Origin of the sequence: Streptomyces sp. CB01373 (assembly GCF_002803075.1) — a bacterium.
Lineage (GTDB): Bacteria > Actinomycetota > Actinomycetes > Streptomycetales > Streptomycetaceae > Streptomyces.
Genome location: NZ_NNBK01000027.1, coordinates 30,483 through 46,124, shown reverse-complemented (window position 1 = coordinate 46,124; position 15,642 = coordinate 30,483). Strand labels below are relative to the sequence as shown.

At 70.6% G+C, this 15,642-nt stretch carries 14 protein-coding genes; 8 read left to right on the top strand and 6 right to left on the bottom strand.

What is annotated here, in order from left to right:
- Positions 1-18 precede the first annotated feature (18 nt).
- The 4 genes from CG719_RS33070 to CG719_RS33055 form a co-directional block, all read right to left on the bottom strand.
- Positions 19-1,542 (bottom strand): HAMP domain-containing sensor histidine kinase, encoded by a 1,524-nt coding sequence (locus CG719_RS33070; protein WP_100572392.1) that lies wholly within the window; start codon positions 1,540-1,542, stop codon positions 19-21.
- Positions 1,543-2,271, bottom strand: coding sequence for a response regulator transcription factor (locus CG719_RS33065; RefSeq protein WP_100572391.1), 729 nt, complete (start codon positions 2,269-2,271; stop codon positions 1,543-1,545).
- Positions 2,272-2,460: 189 nt separating this feature from the next.
- On the bottom strand, positions 2,461-3,126 hold the full coding sequence (locus tag CG719_RS33060) for an FMN reductase (RefSeq protein WP_100572431.1): 666 nt from the start codon (positions 3,124-3,126) through the stop codon (positions 2,461-2,463).
- Positions 3,127-3,137: 11 nt separating this feature from the next.
- Positions 3,138-4,241 (bottom strand): LLM class flavin-dependent oxidoreductase, encoded by a 1,104-nt coding sequence (locus CG719_RS33055; RefSeq protein WP_100572390.1) that lies wholly within the window; start codon positions 4,239-4,241, stop codon positions 3,138-3,140.
- A gap of 128 nt (positions 4,242-4,369) precedes the next feature.
- Between CG719_RS33055 and CG719_RS33050 the strand changes: the two genes are divergently transcribed.
- Genes CG719_RS33050 through CG719_RS36010 form a run of 3 tightly spaced genes read left to right on the top strand, consistent with a single transcriptional unit; the run spans position 4,370 to position 5,689 of the window.
- A complete protein-coding gene (locus CG719_RS33050) occupies positions 4,370-4,708 on the top strand; it encodes a YnfA family protein (RefSeq protein ID WP_100572389.1) in 339 nt (112 codons plus the stop codon).
- Between the two features lie 52 nt (positions 4,709-4,760).
- Entirely contained in the window at positions 4,761-5,537 is a 777-nt protein-coding gene (locus CG719_RS33045; RefSeq protein WP_100572388.1) for an SDR family NAD(P)-dependent oxidoreductase, read from the top strand.
- A complete protein-coding gene (locus CG719_RS36010; protein WP_199836878.1) occupies positions 5,537-5,689 on the top strand; it encodes a hypothetical protein in 153 nt (50 codons plus the stop codon). Before CG719_RS33045 ends, CG719_RS36010 begins: the two co-directional genes overlap by 1 nt.
- A 15-nt stretch (positions 5,690-5,704) precedes the next feature.
- Here the strand turns inward: CG719_RS36010 and CG719_RS33040 are convergent, their stop codons facing one another.
- Positions 5,705-6,898 (bottom strand): RtcB family protein, encoded by a 1,194-nt coding sequence (locus CG719_RS33040; RefSeq protein WP_100572387.1) that lies wholly within the window; start codon positions 6,896-6,898, stop codon positions 5,705-5,707.
- Between the two features lie 185 nt (positions 6,899-7,083).
- Between CG719_RS33040 and CG719_RS33035 the strand changes: the two genes are divergently transcribed.
- The 3 genes from CG719_RS33035 (at position 7,084) to CG719_RS33025 (ending at position 10,424) form a co-directional block, all read left to right on the top strand.
- Positions 7,084-7,959 carry a hypothetical protein gene (locus tag CG719_RS33035; RefSeq protein WP_100572386.1) on the top strand — a complete coding sequence of 292 codons (876 nt, stop codon included), beginning with the start codon at positions 7,084-7,086 and terminating at the stop codon, positions 7,957-7,959.
- A gap of 118 nt (positions 7,960-8,077) precedes the next feature.
- Positions 8,078-8,974 (top strand): DUF3558 family protein, encoded by an 897-nt coding sequence (locus CG719_RS33030; RefSeq protein ID WP_100572385.1) that lies wholly within the window; start codon positions 8,078-8,080, stop codon positions 8,972-8,974.
- A 139-nt stretch (positions 8,975-9,113) separates the two neighbouring features.
- Positions 9,114-10,424, top strand: coding sequence for a DUF2637 domain-containing protein (locus CG719_RS33025; RefSeq protein WP_100572430.1), 1,311 nt, complete (start codon positions 9,114-9,116; stop codon positions 10,422-10,424).
- A gap of 73 nt (positions 10,425-10,497) precedes the next feature.
- Here the strand turns inward: CG719_RS33025 and lysS are convergent, their stop codons facing one another.
- Positions 10,498-12,237, bottom strand: coding sequence for a lysine--tRNA ligase (gene lysS / locus CG719_RS33020; protein WP_100572384.1), 1,740 nt, complete (start codon positions 12,235-12,237; stop codon positions 10,498-10,500).
- Positions 12,238-12,468: 231 nt separating this feature from the next.
- Between lysS and argS the strand changes: the two genes are divergently transcribed.
- Both argS and CG719_RS33010 read left to right on the top strand, forming a co-directional pair.
- The gene (gene argS / locus CG719_RS33015) at positions 12,469-14,232 is read left to right on the top strand and encodes an arginine--tRNA ligase (protein WP_100572383.1); all 1,764 of its coding nucleotides are present in this window, start codon (positions 12,469-12,471) and stop codon (positions 14,230-14,232) included.
- A 207-nt stretch (positions 14,233-14,439) separates the two neighbouring features.
- Complete coding sequence (locus CG719_RS33010) at positions 14,440-15,642, top strand: hypothetical protein (protein WP_234375881.1); 1,203 nt, start codon at positions 14,440-14,442, stop codon at positions 15,640-15,642.

Below are 15,642 nucleotides of genomic sequence, written 5' to 3'. Positions count from 1 at the left end.
CCCCGCGGGTGTCCCGTCTCAGGCCCCGCGGCCCCCGCCCCGGCCCGGGCCGTGGGACCCGTTCGCCGTTCCGCCCCTGTCCTGGTGGCCCCGTTCCGCTCCCGCCGTGAACCCGATCACCGATCCGCCGCCCTCACGGCGGAAGGCGAACGGCGCGCCGCCATGAGCCAGAGCCACCTCACGGACGATGGACAGACCGAGGCCGGAACCGGGCAGGGAACGGGCGTCGGCGGCGCGGTAGAAACGGTCGAAGACACGTATCAGGTCGGCCGCGGCGATACCGGGCCCGCGGTCGAGGACCTCGACGCGGACCAGGCCCATGGGGGTCCCCCCTGCTCGAGCGAAGCCGAGAGCTTGGGGGAGGGCGGGCCCGGCGACGGCGATCTCGATGGGCGCCTTGCCCTCGCTGTCGAACTTGGTGGCGTTCTCCACGAGGTTGGAGATGGCCCGCTGGAGCATGCCCGGCCGGCCCTGGATCGTGGTGTCGCCGCTGGAGCGGACCACGATGTCGCGTCCGCTGCGCCGACGCGCCAGTCCCGCGACGTCCCAGGCGATGTCGGCGACGTCGACCCGCTGCACGGGCTCGGAGTCGGACTGACCGGCCGCGAGGTCGACCAGTTCGTTGACCAGGTCGGTCAGCTCGCGGGCCTCCTGGGTCAGGTCGGCGACCAGTTCCTCGCGGGTGGCGGGCGGCAGTTCGTCGATGCGGCGCAGCAGGGAGATGTTGGTGCGCAGGGAGGTCAGCGGGGTCCGCAGCTCGTGGCCCGCGTCCTGGACCAGGCGGCGCTGGTCCTCCTCGGACTGGGCGAGCCGGCCCAGCATGCGGTCGAAGGAGCGGCCGAGGCGGCCCACCTCGTCGTAGCCGGTGACGGGCACCTCGACGCCGAGCCGCCGGGTACGGGCGACGCCCTCGGCGGCTGAGGTGAGGATCACCAGCCGGCGTGTGATGCGGCGGGCCAGCCACCAGCCGCACAGACCGGCCGCGACCACCACGGCGACCATCAGGATCAGCGTGCGCTGCTGAAGCGCGTGCAGCAGGTCCTCGGTGTCGCTGAACTCCTGGGCGACCTGCACGGCGCCGTGGCCGCTGCCGAGGGCGACCGTCGCGACCCGGTACACCTCGCCCTCGACGTGCACGTCCTTGTACTCGACGACCCTGCCGGCCTTGGCGGCGGCGGCGACGGACTTGTCCCCGGCGGTCACGGGCAGCGGCGGAGTCCCGTGGTCGACGATCTCGCCGTGGGCGCCGAGCACCTGCACGTTGGTGCGGTTGGGCCGGACCAGTTCGTGCCCGGGACGGGAGGAGGTGAAGTCCGCGGGCATCAGCTGGTAGCGCCGCACCTCGTCCCGTACGTCCTGCACGACCTGCGTGAACACCGACTGCTGGTCCACCCGCACCAGCCGGGCGGCGGAGTTGTACGACAGGATGCCGACAAGGACGGTGACAGCCGCGGTCACCGCGGCGAACGACACCGCGAACGTGGTCCGCAGCGACGACAGCCGGGGCCGCGGTCTGTCCAGCAGCCGCGCGAGGCGGCCCACTCAGTCCTCCCGGAGCACGTAGCCCACGCCTCGGACGGTGTGGATGAGCTGCGGCGCGTTCGGCTCGTCGAGCTTGCGGCGCAGGTAGCCGACGTAGACGGCGAGGTTCTTGGAACCGGGGCCGAAGTCGTAGCCCCAGATGCGGTCGTAGATGGTGGAGTGGTCCAGCACGATCCCGGCGTTGCGGACGAGCAGTTCGAGGAGTTCGAACTCGGTGCGGGTCAGCTCCAGCTCGCGCGTGCCCCGCCACACCCGGCGGGCCTGGAGGTCCATGCGGATCCCGGCCGCCTCGATCTGCCGCTCGGGCACCTGCGGCTCCTTCGCCGGTACGTCCCCCGCGCCACCCGCGCCCACCGCGACCGGGCTGGTGCGGCGCAGCAGGGCGCGCAGCCGGGCGAAGACCTCCTCGACGTCGAACGGCTTGACGACGTAGTCGTCGGCGCCGGCGTCCAGGCCGGCGATCCGGTCGGCGGTCTCCACCAGGGCGGTGAGCATGAGGATCGGGGTGCGGTCGCCCTCGGCGCGCAGCACCCGGCAGACCTGGAGTCCGTCGATGCCCGGCATCATCACGTCGAGGAGGAGGACGTCCGGCGGACTCTTGTGGGCGTGGGCGAGTGCCTCGACGCCGTCGGCGACCGCCGTCACGTCGTAGCCCTCCAGCGTCAGGGCACGCTCGAGGGCGTGACGGATGGCACGGTCGTCTTCGGCGAGGAGCACAGTCTGAGGCACCCGTCCAGTCTGCCAAGGCCGCGGGCCCGCGGCCGAGACGAATGGGCCTACGATCACCCTTTTTACCCGCCTCTCACCGACTCGGAGTCAACGCGACGGGCCGCCTATCGTCCTCTCACCCCTCGTCCCCGTCGTCCCCGTCGTCGGCGGGCCGGTCCGGGCGCGGCCCTCGCGAGCAGCGGATACGTGTCACCTCCGCAGCGCGGCCAGCTGCTCCTCGAACGGCACGACCGTGAAACCGCCGGCCTGCGCGGGCGCGGCCTGCGGGGGCGCGGCCTGCTCCGGCACGGCGGTCTGCTTCGGCACGGCGATCCGCTCCGGCCGCCGTACCGCCGACAGCCCCGTCATCAGCGCCGCCAGCTCCTTCGCCGCCCGCCCGATCCGCTCGGGCAGGCCCTCGGCGCCCCAGTCCTCCGAGGCGGCGTAGACGCCGGTGGGGACGACGACGGCCTTCAGGTACGCGAAGAGCGGGCGCAGCGCGTGGTCGAGGACCAGGGAGTGCCGGGCGGTGCCGCCGGTCGCGGCGATCAGCACCGGCTTGCCGGCCGGCGCGTTCGGGTCCCGTACCCCGAGCACGTCGAAGAAGGACTTGAACAGTCCGCTGTAGGAGGCGGAGAACACCGGCGTGACGACGATCAGCCCGTCCGCCTCCGCGACCGCGTCCAGCGCGTTGGCCAGGGCCGGGCCGGGGAAGCCGCCCGTGAAGTTGTGCGCGATCTCCACGGCCAGGTCCCGCAGTTCGATCACGCGCGTGTCCACCGCGGCGTGCTCGGCGGTCGCGGCCGCCAGCCGGTCGGCCAGCAGCCGCGTGGAGGACGGGACGCTCAGTCCCGCCGAGACGACGACGAGGTTCATGCGGTGCTCGTTCACGCGGTGGTCACCTCTTCCTCGTTCCCGGAGCGGTCGGCGGCCGACAGGGAGCCGTGGTTCGGCGCGTCCGGCACGTCCGCCGGGCGGCCCTTGGCGAACTCCTCGCGCAGCACCGGAACGACCTCCTCGCCGAGCATGTCGATCTGCTCCAGCACGGTCTTCAGGGGCAGGCCCGCGTGGTCCATCAGGAACAGCTGGCGCTGGTAGTCGCCGGCGTACTCGCGGAAGGACAGGGTCTTCTCGATGACCTGCTGCGGGGAGCCGACGATCAGCGGGGTCTGGGAGGTGAAGTCCTCCAGGGAGGGCCCGTGGCCGTAGACCGGCGCGTTGTCGAAGTAGGGGCGGAACTCGCGCACCGCGTCCTGGGAGTTCCTCCGCATGAACACCTGGCCGCCGAGCCCGACGATCGCCTGCTCGGGCGTGCCGTGCCCGTAGTGCGCGTACCGGGACCGGTACAGCTCGACCATCCGCTTGGTGTGGTCGGCCGGCCAGAAGATGTTGTTGTGGAAGAAGCCGTCGCCGTAGTACGCGGCCTGCTCGGCGATCTCCGGGGAGCGGATGGAGCCGTGCCAGACGAAGGGCGGTACGCCGTCCAGCGGGCGGGGCGTGGAGGTGAAGCCCTGCAGCGGCGTGCGGAACTTTCCTTCCCAGTCGACGACGTCCTCGCGCCACAGGCGGTGCAGCAGGGCGTAGTTCTCGATGGCGAGGTTGACGCCCTGGCGGATGTCCTGTCCGAACCAGGGGTAGACCGGTCCGGTGTTGCCGCGGCCCATCATCAGGTCCACCCGGCCGTCGGCCAGGTGCTGGAGCATCGCGAAGTCCTCGGCGATCTTCACCGGGTCGTTGGTGGTGATCAGGGTGGTGGAGGTGGACAGGATCAGCCGCTCCGTCCGGGCGGCTATGTAGCCGAGCATGGTGGTCGGGGACGACGGCACGAACGGCGGGTTGTGGTGCTCACCGGTCGCGAAGACGTCCAGGCCGGCCTCCTCGGCCTTCAGCGCGATGGCGACCATGGCCTTGATCCGCTCGCGCTCGGTCGGCGTACGCCCCGTGGTGGGGTCCGGCGTGACGTCACCGACGCTGAAGATCCCGAACTGCATGGCCACTCACCCTCCATTTGTTGACGGTTCAACTATACCCGCCCAACGGTCCCCGCCCCGGAAGTATTCCGCCGGGCCCGGCCCCCTCCCCGCGGAGGGCACGGAGGGCTCCGTGCGAGGCTGCCCCCATGCTGATCCTTCGCTCCGCCGCTCTCTTCGTCGTCGCCGCGCTGTTCGAGATCGGCGGCGCCTGGCTGGTCTGGCAGGGCGTGCGCGAGCACCGCGGCTGGATGTGGGCCGCGGGCGGCGTCCTCGCGCTGGGCGCGTACGGCTTCGTTGCCACCTTCCAGCCCGACGCCCACTTCGGCCGCGTCCTCGCCGCCTACGGCGGGATCTTCGTCGCCGGCTCGATCCTGTGGGGCATGGCCGCCGACGGCTACCGGCCCGACCGCTGGGACGTGACCGGCGTGCTGATCTGCCTGGCGGGCATGGCCGTGATCATGTGGGCGCCACGGAACGGCGGCTGACGTTCACCTAGGCTGGGGGCGAACGCATCACACTCCGCCCCGAGGAGCAGTCATGGCCACCGCCGCCCCGTCCGCCGCCTCCCGCATCGCCGTCGTGACCGGTGCGAGCAGCGGCATCGGCGCCGCCACGGCCCGGCAGCTCGCGGCCGCCGGGTACCGGGTCGTCCTGACCGCCCGCCGCAAGGACCGCATCGAGGCACTGGCCGAGGAGATCGACGCGGCGGGCCACTCCGCCACCGCCTACCAGCTCGACGTCACCGACCGCGCGGCGGTGGACGAGTTCGCCACGGCCTTCAAGTCCGTCGGCGTCCTGGTCAACAACGCGGGCGGGGCACTGGGCGCCGACCCCGTCGCCACCGGCGACCCGGCCGACTGGCGCACGATGTACGAGACGAACGTCCTCGGCACCCTCAACCTCACCCAGGCCCTGCTGCCCAAGCTGGAGGCCGGCGGCGACGGCACGGTGGTCGTGGTCTCCTCCACCGCGGGCCACGGCACCTACGAGGGCGGCGGTGGTTACGTCGCCGCCAAGCACGGCGCCCATGTGCTCGCCGAGACCCTCCGTCTGGAGATCGTCGGCAGGCCGGTCCGGGTCATCGAGGTCGCCCCCGGCATGGTCAGGACGGAGGAGTTCGCCCTCACCCGCTTCGGCGGCGACCGGGAGAAGGCCGACAAGGTCTACGCCGGCGTGGCCGACCCCCTGACGGCCGACGACGTGGCCGACACCATCACCTGGGCGGTCACCCGCCCCAGCCACGTCAACATCGACCTCCTGGTCGTCCGCCCCCGAGCCCAGGCGTCGAACACCAAGGTCCACCGGGAGCACTGATGGCCGACGACGGCGACCAGGACCCGGAACGCGCCCGCCTCGCCCTGGAGAAGAAGCGCGAACGCTACGTCTGGTACTACCTCGGCTACTTCCTCTTCGGCATCCACGTGGTCGCCTTTGTCATGATCTACGCGGTCCGGCACGCGGAGTAGTCGTGCGGCCGCGCCTCAGCCCTTCACGCAGACGACCTGCTTCAGCCTCGCGACGACCTCCACGAGGTCCCTCTGCTGGTCGATGACCTGCTCGATCGGCTTGTAGGCGCCCGGGATCTCGTCCACGACGCCTGAATCCTTGCGGCACTCCACTCCCTGCGTCTGCTCCTCCAGGTCCCTCGTGGAGAAGCGGCGCTTGGCGGCGTTGCGGCTCATGCGCCGGCCGGCGCCGTGGGACGCGGAGTTGAAGGACTTCTCGTTCCCGAGGCCCTTGACGATGTACGAGCCGGTGCCCATGGAGCCCGGGATGATGCCGTACTCCCCAGCCCTGGCACTGATCGCTCCCTTGCGCGTGACGAGGAGGTCCATGCCCTCGTAGCGCTCACGGTTCACGTAGTTGTGGTGGCAGCTCACCTCGGGTTCGAAGGTCACCTTCGCCCTCTTGAACTCCCTGCGGATCACGTCCTTCAGGAGCGCCATCATGATCGCGCGGTTGTACCTCGCGTACTCCTGGGCCCAGTACAGGTCGTGCTCGTACGCCGCCATCTGCGGTGTGTCCGCCACGAAGACAGCGAGGTCGCGATCGACCAGGCCCTGGTTGTACGAAAGCTTCTGGGCCACGCCGATGTGGTGCTCGGCCAGTTCCTTGCCGATGTTGCGGGAGCCGGAGTGCAGCATGAGCCACACCGACTGGGACCCGTCGATACAGACTTCAACGAAGTGGTTGCCCCCGCCAAGCGTCCCCATCTGCTTCGCGGCGCGTTCCTGACGGAATCTGACGCTCTCCGCCACCCCGTCGAAACGCTCCCAGAACCCGTCCCAGCCCGCGGTCGGCAGGCCGTGGAAGTGGCCCGGGTCGACGGGGTCGTCGTGCATGCCGCGGCCCACCGGGACCGCCTGCTCGATCTTCGAGCGGAGGCGGGACAGGTCGCCGGGGAGGTCGTTCGCCGTCAGTGACGTCTTCACCGCCGACATTCCGCAGCCGATGTCCACGCCCACCGCCGCCGGGCAGACCGCGCCCCGCATCGCGATGACCGAGCCGACCGTCGCGCCCTTGCCGTAGTGCACGTCCGGCATGACGGCGAGGCCCTTGATCCAGGGAAGGGTCGCGACGTTCCGGAGCTGCTGCATCGCCACGTTCTCGACCGTCGCCGGGTCGGTCCACATGCGGATCGGGACCTTCGCGCCCGGCATCTCCACATACGACATATCGGCCTCATCCCCCGGAAAACAGCATGGAAGTACGGAAACGCAATACCGGCGCCAAGGTCTACGAAACAGGGCAACGGACCGGCGTCCACGGCAGTGCGTGCGATACACATTGTCTCCGGAGTGCGCCCCCGCCCGGCAAGCGAATAACCAGCGGGGCCGTCGAGAACGAGAGGAGCCTGACCGTGCTGCGGAAGGCGTACGTACCCGGCGCTGCCGCGCTCGCGGCGCTGCTGCTGGGCGGCTGCACCGGTGGTTCGTCGAGTGACGGCGGGGCGGACAACGCCAACCCCGGCGGCTCCGAGCCGACGACCGCGGCGGCCCAGCCGGGCCGGTACCGGACGCTTCCGGAGGCCTGCCACGCGGTCGGTCACAACACCCTCGACTCGCTGCTGCCCGGCATCAAGCAGATCATGGACGTGGACCAGCGGGACAAGGCCTACGAGGGCCAGGCGACGCTCACCTACGACACCGACCGCAAGGTCGGATGCCGCTGGAAGGTGGACTCCTCGGACGCCACCGACCACCTCTACGTCGACTTCGAGCGCGTCGTCTCCTACAACAACACCGTCAGCGACGACGACCAGGCGCAGTCGGTGTTCGCCGCCAAGCGGGAAGCCGCGCACCTTCCCGAGCCGACCGCCACCGAGAGCTCCGCCTCCACGAGCGAGTCCCAGTCCGGCTCCGACGCCGGCTCCGGCAGCACCCCGTCGTCCTCCTCGTCCTCCTCGCCTTCCCCGTCGTCCTCGACGTCCTCGTCGTCGTCCCCCGATTCCCCCTCCTCCTCCGCGTCCGCCTCCGGCGATGCCACCCCGCCCGATCTCCAGCCCCGGGTCCTGAGCGACCTCGGCGACGAGGCGTTCGTCGACGACGCGCTCGGCAACGCCGGTTCGACCGCCAGGCAGCGCACCGTGACTGTGGCGTTCCGCACGTCCAACGTGGTCGTGACCATCGTCTACGAGGAGCAGCCGGCGACCGCCGGAATCGTCCCGGACAGCAAGGAAATGCAGGACAACGCAAGGAAACTGGCGGCTCGGCTGGCCGATTCTCTGGGTGGTTGACGACTCTCGTGGGGCACCCGGTGCCGCCGCGCTCAGTGGGACAAGTGGGACTGTACGGCTTTCCTACCGCGTACGGTGGCCCCTCGGACCCGATCCGACCGCAGGAACCACGAGCGTCATGAGCGAAGGAACCATGCAGCGAGCAGCCCAGCGAGAAGACCGAGCCCCGCGTACCCCGCGAGGAGGGCGTCCGCACCGCGCCCTTGTCTGCGCGATGGCAGTCCCCGTGATGCTGCTCGCCGCGGCCTGCTCCTCCTCGGACTCCGGTTCCGGTGGGGATGCCGGGAAGACCACGGCGGGCGACGTGAACGGCTCCGCGAGCGCGAGCGCCAGCCCGTCGCCGACGGTGCAGGCCGCGGTGTACGGGAAGCTGCCCCAGCCGTGCAAGGTGCTGTCGGACAAGACCCTCGGTGAACTGGTCCCGAAGGGCTCGAAGGGCAAGGAGAGCGCGTCGAGCGACCTCTCCACGCGGGCCGGCTGCGCCTGGAACAGCCTGGACAACAACGGGGTGAAGGGCTCTCAGTTCCGCTGGCTGAACGTCTCGCTGCTGCGTTTCGAGTCCGACGTCACCCGCGGCTCCGGCGAGAAGCAGGCGCAGGAGTTCTATCAGCGGCAGGTGCAGGACACGCAGCACGCGGAGGACGCGCGGAACGTCAAGTCGGAGCCGGCGGGCGGGACGGGCGACGAGGCCACGCTGGTGCGCTACGACCTGAAGAAGAAGGAAGGCGACTTCAAGCAGCAGACGGTCGTGGCGCGGGTGGAGAACGTGGTCGTCACCCTCGACTACAACGGCGCGGGTCTGGCCGGTGACAGGACCCCGGACGCCGACGGCCTGGCGAAGGCCGCGGAAAAGGCCGCCAAGGAGGCGGTGACCGCGGTGGCGACGGCGAACGGCGCGTCCGGCGGCGCGGCGCCGAGTACTTCGTCGTCCTCTTCCTCGCCCTCCTCTTCCCCCTCGGCGTCCGAGTCCCCCGCGAAGTCGGCCTCGCCGTCCAAGTCCGCGTCCAACGGCTGACCCACGGACGGCCCACGGACGGCCCGTAGGGCAAGCAACCGGACCGGTACCCCATCCCTCGCACAGATGTGCCACCCTGTTGCGCGCAACAACAGGCAAGGGGAGGGAGTTACGGGTGGCCACGCCACAGCTGACCCGGATGCACCGCGTTCTCATCGGCGTGGTCGTCGCGGGCGCCGTGATCATTGCCGGTATCGGCTTCGCGGGTTCGTACGCGGCCGTCCGTGAACTCGCCATCAAGAAGGGCTTCGGGAACTTCAGCTATGTGTTCCCGATCGGCATCGACGCGGGCATCTGTGTACTGCTCGCCCTGGATCTGCTGCTGACCTGGATCCGGATCCCCTTCCCGCTGCTCCGTCAGACCGCGTGGCTGCTGACGCTGGCCACGATCGCCTTCAACGGCGCCGCCGCCTGGCCGGACCCGTTGGGCGTGGGCATGCACGCGGTGATCCCGGTGCTGTTCGTGGTCGCCGTGGAGGCGGCCCGGCACGCGATCGGCCGGATCGCGGACATCACGGCGGACAAGCACATGGAGGGCGTCCGCCTGACCCGCTGGCTGCTCTCCCCCGTGCCCACCTTCCTGCTGTGGCGGCGCATGAAGCTGTGGGAGCTGCGCTCCTACGACGAGGTCATCAAGCTGGAGCAGGAACGCCTCGTCTACCAGGCCCGGTTGCGCTCCCGCTTCGGCCGCGCCTGGCGCCGCAAGGCCCCGGTGGAGTCCCTGATGCCGCTGCGCCTCGCCCGGTACGGCGTCCCGCTGTCGGCCACGGCCCCGGAGGGCCTGGCGGCGGCGGGCATAGAACTCCCGGTGCTTCTGCCGGCACCCGCTCCCGCCCCTGCCCCCGTCCCGGCGGCGCCTCAGAGCGAGCAGCGCCCCGAGCTGGCCCCCGCTCCCCGCGCCGAACAGCCCGCACCCGCACCCGCGCCGGTGCCGGCTCCCGATCCGGAGGCGAACCCCTGGCTGCACGCCAGGAGCCCCCAGCAGATCGAGTACCAGGGCGACTACGACCCCACCTACGAGCCGCCCTTCGACCCTCATTACGCCGAGGAGCACTACGGGGCCTGGTACGAGCAGGAGCAGTACCAGCAGGAACAGTTCCCCCAGGATCCGTTCCCCCAGGACCGGTTCCCCCAGGACCGGTTCCCTGAGGAGCAGCAGCCCTTCCCCGAGGAATCCCCGTCGGAGACGACCGGCAGCTTCCCCATCCCCTCGGGCCCGGGCCGCACCCGTGAGCTCGGAGAGGGCGGCGGCGCCCCGGAGCCGACCGAGGAGGACTTCTACCTGGTCTTCAAGAAGTCGATAGACGGCAGCTACCCCACCTCGGGCCAGCTGAAGGACGACGTGGAGGCGACGTACGGCGTCACACTCACGCAGCGCGACGCGGACCGCATGGTCAATCGCTTCACGAACCGCCACACGGCGGAACTGCAGGACGACCACATCGCCTGAACCGCGATCCGCGGAACACGAACGAGGGGCCCTCGCCTGAGGGCCCCTCGTCGTGTCGTTCCGCGGCGCTCCGCTACTGCCCGAGCAGGGCCCGCACCCGCTCCTGCCCCACCGCGAGCAGCAGCGTGGGCAGGCGCGGACCGGTGTCGCGGCCGACGAGCAGGTGGTAGAGCAGCGCGAAGAAGGACCGCTGGGCGGTCTTGATCTCCGGCGGCAGCTCCTTGGGCGTGGCGTCGGCGGAGAAGCCGGCCTGGACCTTGGGCACGCCGTAGACGAGGTGGGTGAGCCCGTCGAGCGACCAGTGGTCCCCGAGGCCGTCGAGCAGGAGCCCGACGGACTGCCGGGAGGGCTCGTCGAGGGACTTCAGCAGGTCGGTGTCGGGCTCCTCGCGGACGATGGTGCGCTGGTCGGCGGGAACATGGGTGTTGATCCACGCCTCGGCCCTGTCGAACCGCGGGCGGGCCTCGTCCAGCGAGCCCAGCGGGTTGGCCGGGTCGAGTTCGGACAGGATGCGCAGCGCCTGGTCCTGGTGGCCGGCGGTGATGTCGGCGACGGACGCGAGCGTGCGGTACGGCAACGGGCGCGGCGTCCTCGGCAGCTCCGCGCCGGCGGCGCCCACGGCCCGCGTGTACGCGGCGACGTCACCGGGCAGGGCGGAGCGGTCGGCGACCTTGGCGGCGAGCTTGTCCCACTCGTCGTACAGGCGCTGGATCTCCTGGTCGAACGCGATCTTGAAGGACTGGTTCGGCCTGCGCCGGGCGTACAGCCAGCGCAGGAGCTGCGGCTCCATGATCTGCAGCGCGTCGGCCGGGGTGGGCACGCCACCGCGCGAGGACGACATCTTGGCCATGCCGGAGATGCCCACGAAGGCGTACATCGGGCCGATCGGCTGCTTGCCGCCGAAGATCCCGACGATCTGCCCGCCGACCTGGAACGAGGACCCGGGCGAGGAGTGGTCGACACCGCTCGGCTCGAAGATCACGCCCTCGTACGCCCACCGCATCGGCCAGTCGACCTTCCAGACCAGCTTGCCGCGGTTGAACTCGCTGAGCCGGACCGTCTCCGAGAAGCCGCACGCGGTGCAGGCGTAGGTCAGCTCGGTGGAGTCGTCGTCGTAGGCGGTGACGGTGGTGAGGTCCTTCTCGCAGTTGCCGCAGTACGGCTTGTACGGGAAGTAGCCGGCGGAGCCGGAGCTGCCGTCGTCCTCGGCAGCGGCGCCCGAGCCCTCCTCGGCCTCCAGCTCGGCCTCGTCGACGGGCTTCTGCTGCTTCTTGGCCGCCTTGGGCTTGGTGCGGTACTGGGCGAGGATCGCGTCGATGTCGCCGCGGTGCCGCATCGCGTGCAGGATCTGCTCGCGGTACACGCCCGAGGTGTACTGCTCGGTCTGGCTGATGCCGTCGAACTCCACGCCCAGCTCGGCGAGCGAGGTGACCATGGCGGCCTTGAAGTGCTCGGCCCAGTTGGCGTGCTCCGAGCCCTTGGGGGCCGGGACGGAGGTCAGCGGCTTGCCGATGTGCTCGGCCCACGACTCGTCGACGCCGGCGACACCGGCCGGGACCTTGCGGTACCGGTCGTAGTCGTCCCAGGAGATCAGGTGCCGTACCTCGTGGCCCCGGCGGCGGATCTCGTCGGCGACGAGGTGCGGGGTCATGACCTCGCGCAGGTTGCCCAGGTGGATGGGGCCGGACGGCGACAGGCCGGACGCGACGACGACCGGTTTGCCCGGGGCCCGACGCTCCGACTCCTCGATGACGTCGTCCGCGAAACGGGAGACCCAGTCGGCGGTCTCGTTGCTCTGAGCCACGATCGGCACGTCCTCTTTCCCTGAAGTTTCTCTGAAGGTTCTCCGTGGGCAGCCGCTACGGTCGCACGGCTGACCGCTCCATTGTCCCAGGCGGGTAGGCATCCGTGAAAACGCCTTTTCAACGCGTTGGACGGGCGCGGGCGGCCCGGGGTTCGCCGGGCGACCGGAAAATTCGCTTTACCCCGCGTGGGATACTGGGCCTGTCTATCCATCCCCACGAGGAGAACGGCACCCTTTCCTATGGCCTCGGTCACGTCCCTCACCGCTTCCGTCCACCAGCGCCTCGCGTCCGCCCTCTCGGCCACCCTGCCGGAGACCGGCGCCGCGGACCCGCTGCTGCGACGAAGCGACCGGGCGGACTTCCAGGCCAACGGGATCCTCGCGCTGGCAAAGCGGGCGAAGGCGAACCCGCGGGAGCTGGCGGCGCAGGTCGTCGGGCACGTGGTCACCGGTGACGTGATCAAGGACATCGAGGTCTCCGGACCCGGCTTCCTCAACGTCACGGTCACCGACCGGGCGATCACGGAGAACCTCGCGGCGCGGGCGGCCGACGCCGACGGCCGCCTCGGCGTGCCGTACGCGGAGCAGCCGGGCACGACGGTGATCGACTACGCCCAGCCGAACGTGGCGAAGGAGATGCACGTCGGCCACCTGCGGTCCGCGGTGATCGGCGACTCCGTCGTCCAGCTGCTGGAGTTCACCGGCGAGAACGTGGTCCGCCGGCACCACATCGGCGACTGGGGCACCCAGTTCGGCATGCTCATCCAGTACCTGGACGAGCACCCGCACGAGCTGGACCACAAGGCGTCCGCGGTGAGCGGCGAGGAGGCGATGTCGAACCTCGACCGCCTCTACAAGGCCGCGCGCAGGCTGTTCGACTCCGACGAGGAGTTCAAGACGCGGGCCCGGCGCCGGGTGGTGGACCTCCAGGCCGGTGACGCGCACACGGTCACCATGTGGCAGAAGTTCGTGGACGAGTCGAAGATCTACTTCTTCTCCGTCTTCGAGAAGCTGGACATGGACGTCCGGGACGCGGACATCGTCGGCGAGTCCGGCTACAACGACATGCTCGCGGAGACCTGCCGCCTGCTGGAGGAGTCCGGCGTGGCGGTCCGCTCGGAGGGCGCCCTGTGCGTCTTCTTCGACGACGTCAAGGGCCCGGACGGCAACAAGGTCCCGCTGATCGTCCAGAAGTCCGACGGCGGCTACGGCTACGCGGCCACCGACCTGTCGGCGATCCGGGACAGGGTCTTCAACCTCAAGGCGAACAACCTGCTGTACGTGGTGGACGCCCGCCAGTCCCTGCACTTCAAGATGGTCTTCGAGACCGCGCGGCGGGCCGGCTGGCTGAACGACGACGTGACGGCGTACCAGCTGGCGTTCGGCACGGTGCTCGGCAAGGACGGCAAGCCGTTCAAGACCCGTGAGGGCGAGACGGTCCGCCTGGTCGACCTGCTCGACGAGGCGATCGAGCGCGCCTCCGCGGTCGTCCGGGAGAAGGCGCAGGACCTCACGGAGGCGGAGATCGCCGAGCGGGGTGCCCAGGTGGGCATCGGCGCGGTGAAGTACGCGGACCTGTCGACCTCGGCGAACCGGGACTACAAGTTCGACCTGGACCAGATGGTCTCGCTGAACGGCGACACGTCGGTCTACCTCCAGTACGCCTACGCCCGGATCCAGTCGATCCTGCGCAAGGCCGGGGAGGTGCGGCCCGCCGCCCACCCGGAGCTGGAACTGACGCAGGCGGAGCGCGCGTTGGGGCTGCACGCCGACGCCTTCGCGGAGACGGTGCGGGAGTCCGCCGAGGAGTACGCCCCGCACAAGCTGGCCGCGTACCTGTACCAGCTGGCGTCCCTGTACACGTCCTTCTACGACAAGTGCCCGGTGCTGAAGGCCGAGACGCCGGAGCAGGTGGAGAACCGCCTGTTCCTGTGCGACGTCACGGCCCGCACCCTGCACCAGGGCATGGCCCTGCTGGGCATCCGGACGCCCGAGCGCCTCTGAGGAGCCGCTCCCGGAGCGTGGTGGGGGAGCCCGGCGCCCCCACCATTCGGTGGCGACGAGCGACAGCCGGCTGCTCGTTGCCACCAGTTTCCACAGGCGAACCCCCAGCGACGTCCGTGCTGTTACTTTTGAGACTGTTAGGCATCGTCAGGAACGACTGCTCATGGTCCGGGGGGACGGCCGGTGCGGCGGAGTTCGTCATGTGTCGTGTTCGAAGTCGGGTTGGCCGCCGCGGAGCCGCTGCCCGAGGAGTGGGCCGAAGGCCCCCTGCCCGCGTTACTCGCCGACGGGACGGCCGCCGACCGTGAGCGGCGGCTGACGTACTTCGAACCCCGTGTCGGCACGTCCCTCTTCGGCGATCCGGGCCGTCCGGCCCGCTGGCACCTGCGGCGCCCTCCGGATGCGGACGAACCGGCCGTCGAGGCAGTGGAGTTGCTCCGCTTACCCGCCGCGGCGGGTCTGGACGACCGGCGCGCGGCGCTGGCGGTGCTGCACGTACGCCTCGGGGACGATCCGGTGGCGGAGCTGGCCGAGCTCGCCGCACTCCCCACCGACCACGCCCGTCTGGCGAAGATCCTGCCGAGCGGGGTGGAGGCCGCCGCCGGTACGGCACGCGCCTGGACCCTGGCGCACGTGACGTTCGAGCAGGGCCGGCCACCTCCGGTGATGCCCACCGCGTACGCGTCGTGGAGCACGCGCGACCAGTGGCTGTGGCTGCTGGCCTCCCGAAGCCCGCTGGAGCATTTCGCGCCCGATCCCGAGGACACCGCCCTGTTCGCCGGGAGGGTGCGGTTCTCCGCCGACTGGCAGGCACTGGTACTGCGGGACGGGGCCGCCTTCGTCGGGACCTCCCCCGACCCAGGCGGTGAGGAGACGTTCCACGCCACCGCCGCCCACCACGTCCACACCATCTACCTCGACGTGTTCCTGCTGGCCCGGCTTCAGTACCTCGGTGCGAACGCTCTGGCCAACGCCGTGTCCGCGCTGACCGCGCGGGAGTCCGACGCGAGCCGGCTGGTGCGCCTCGAAGGACGCCTGACCGACCTGCGCCGCGCCCTGTGGTCGTCGCACATCACCTCCCAGGGCAAGGGCAACGAACTGCTCGAACGCTTCCAGGAGCAGCTCTGCCTGGATCAGCTGCTGTCACACACCGCAGTGGGCCTCGCCGACACGGCGCGCCATGTGGAGGCGGCGCGCTCCCGGCGGATCTCGGTCGCACTCGGTCTGCTGTCGTCGGTGGGGCTGCCCTTCGGTGTGGCGTACGCGGCCGGGGCCCTCTGGGGCTCGGGGCCATGGACTCTGCTCGTCACCACCGCCGTGGCGGTACTGGTCACCGTCGTGCTCTTCGTACTGCTCCCACCACTGCGGGGGTTGTGGTCCAACACGATGTGGGACAGGACGGAGGACTGA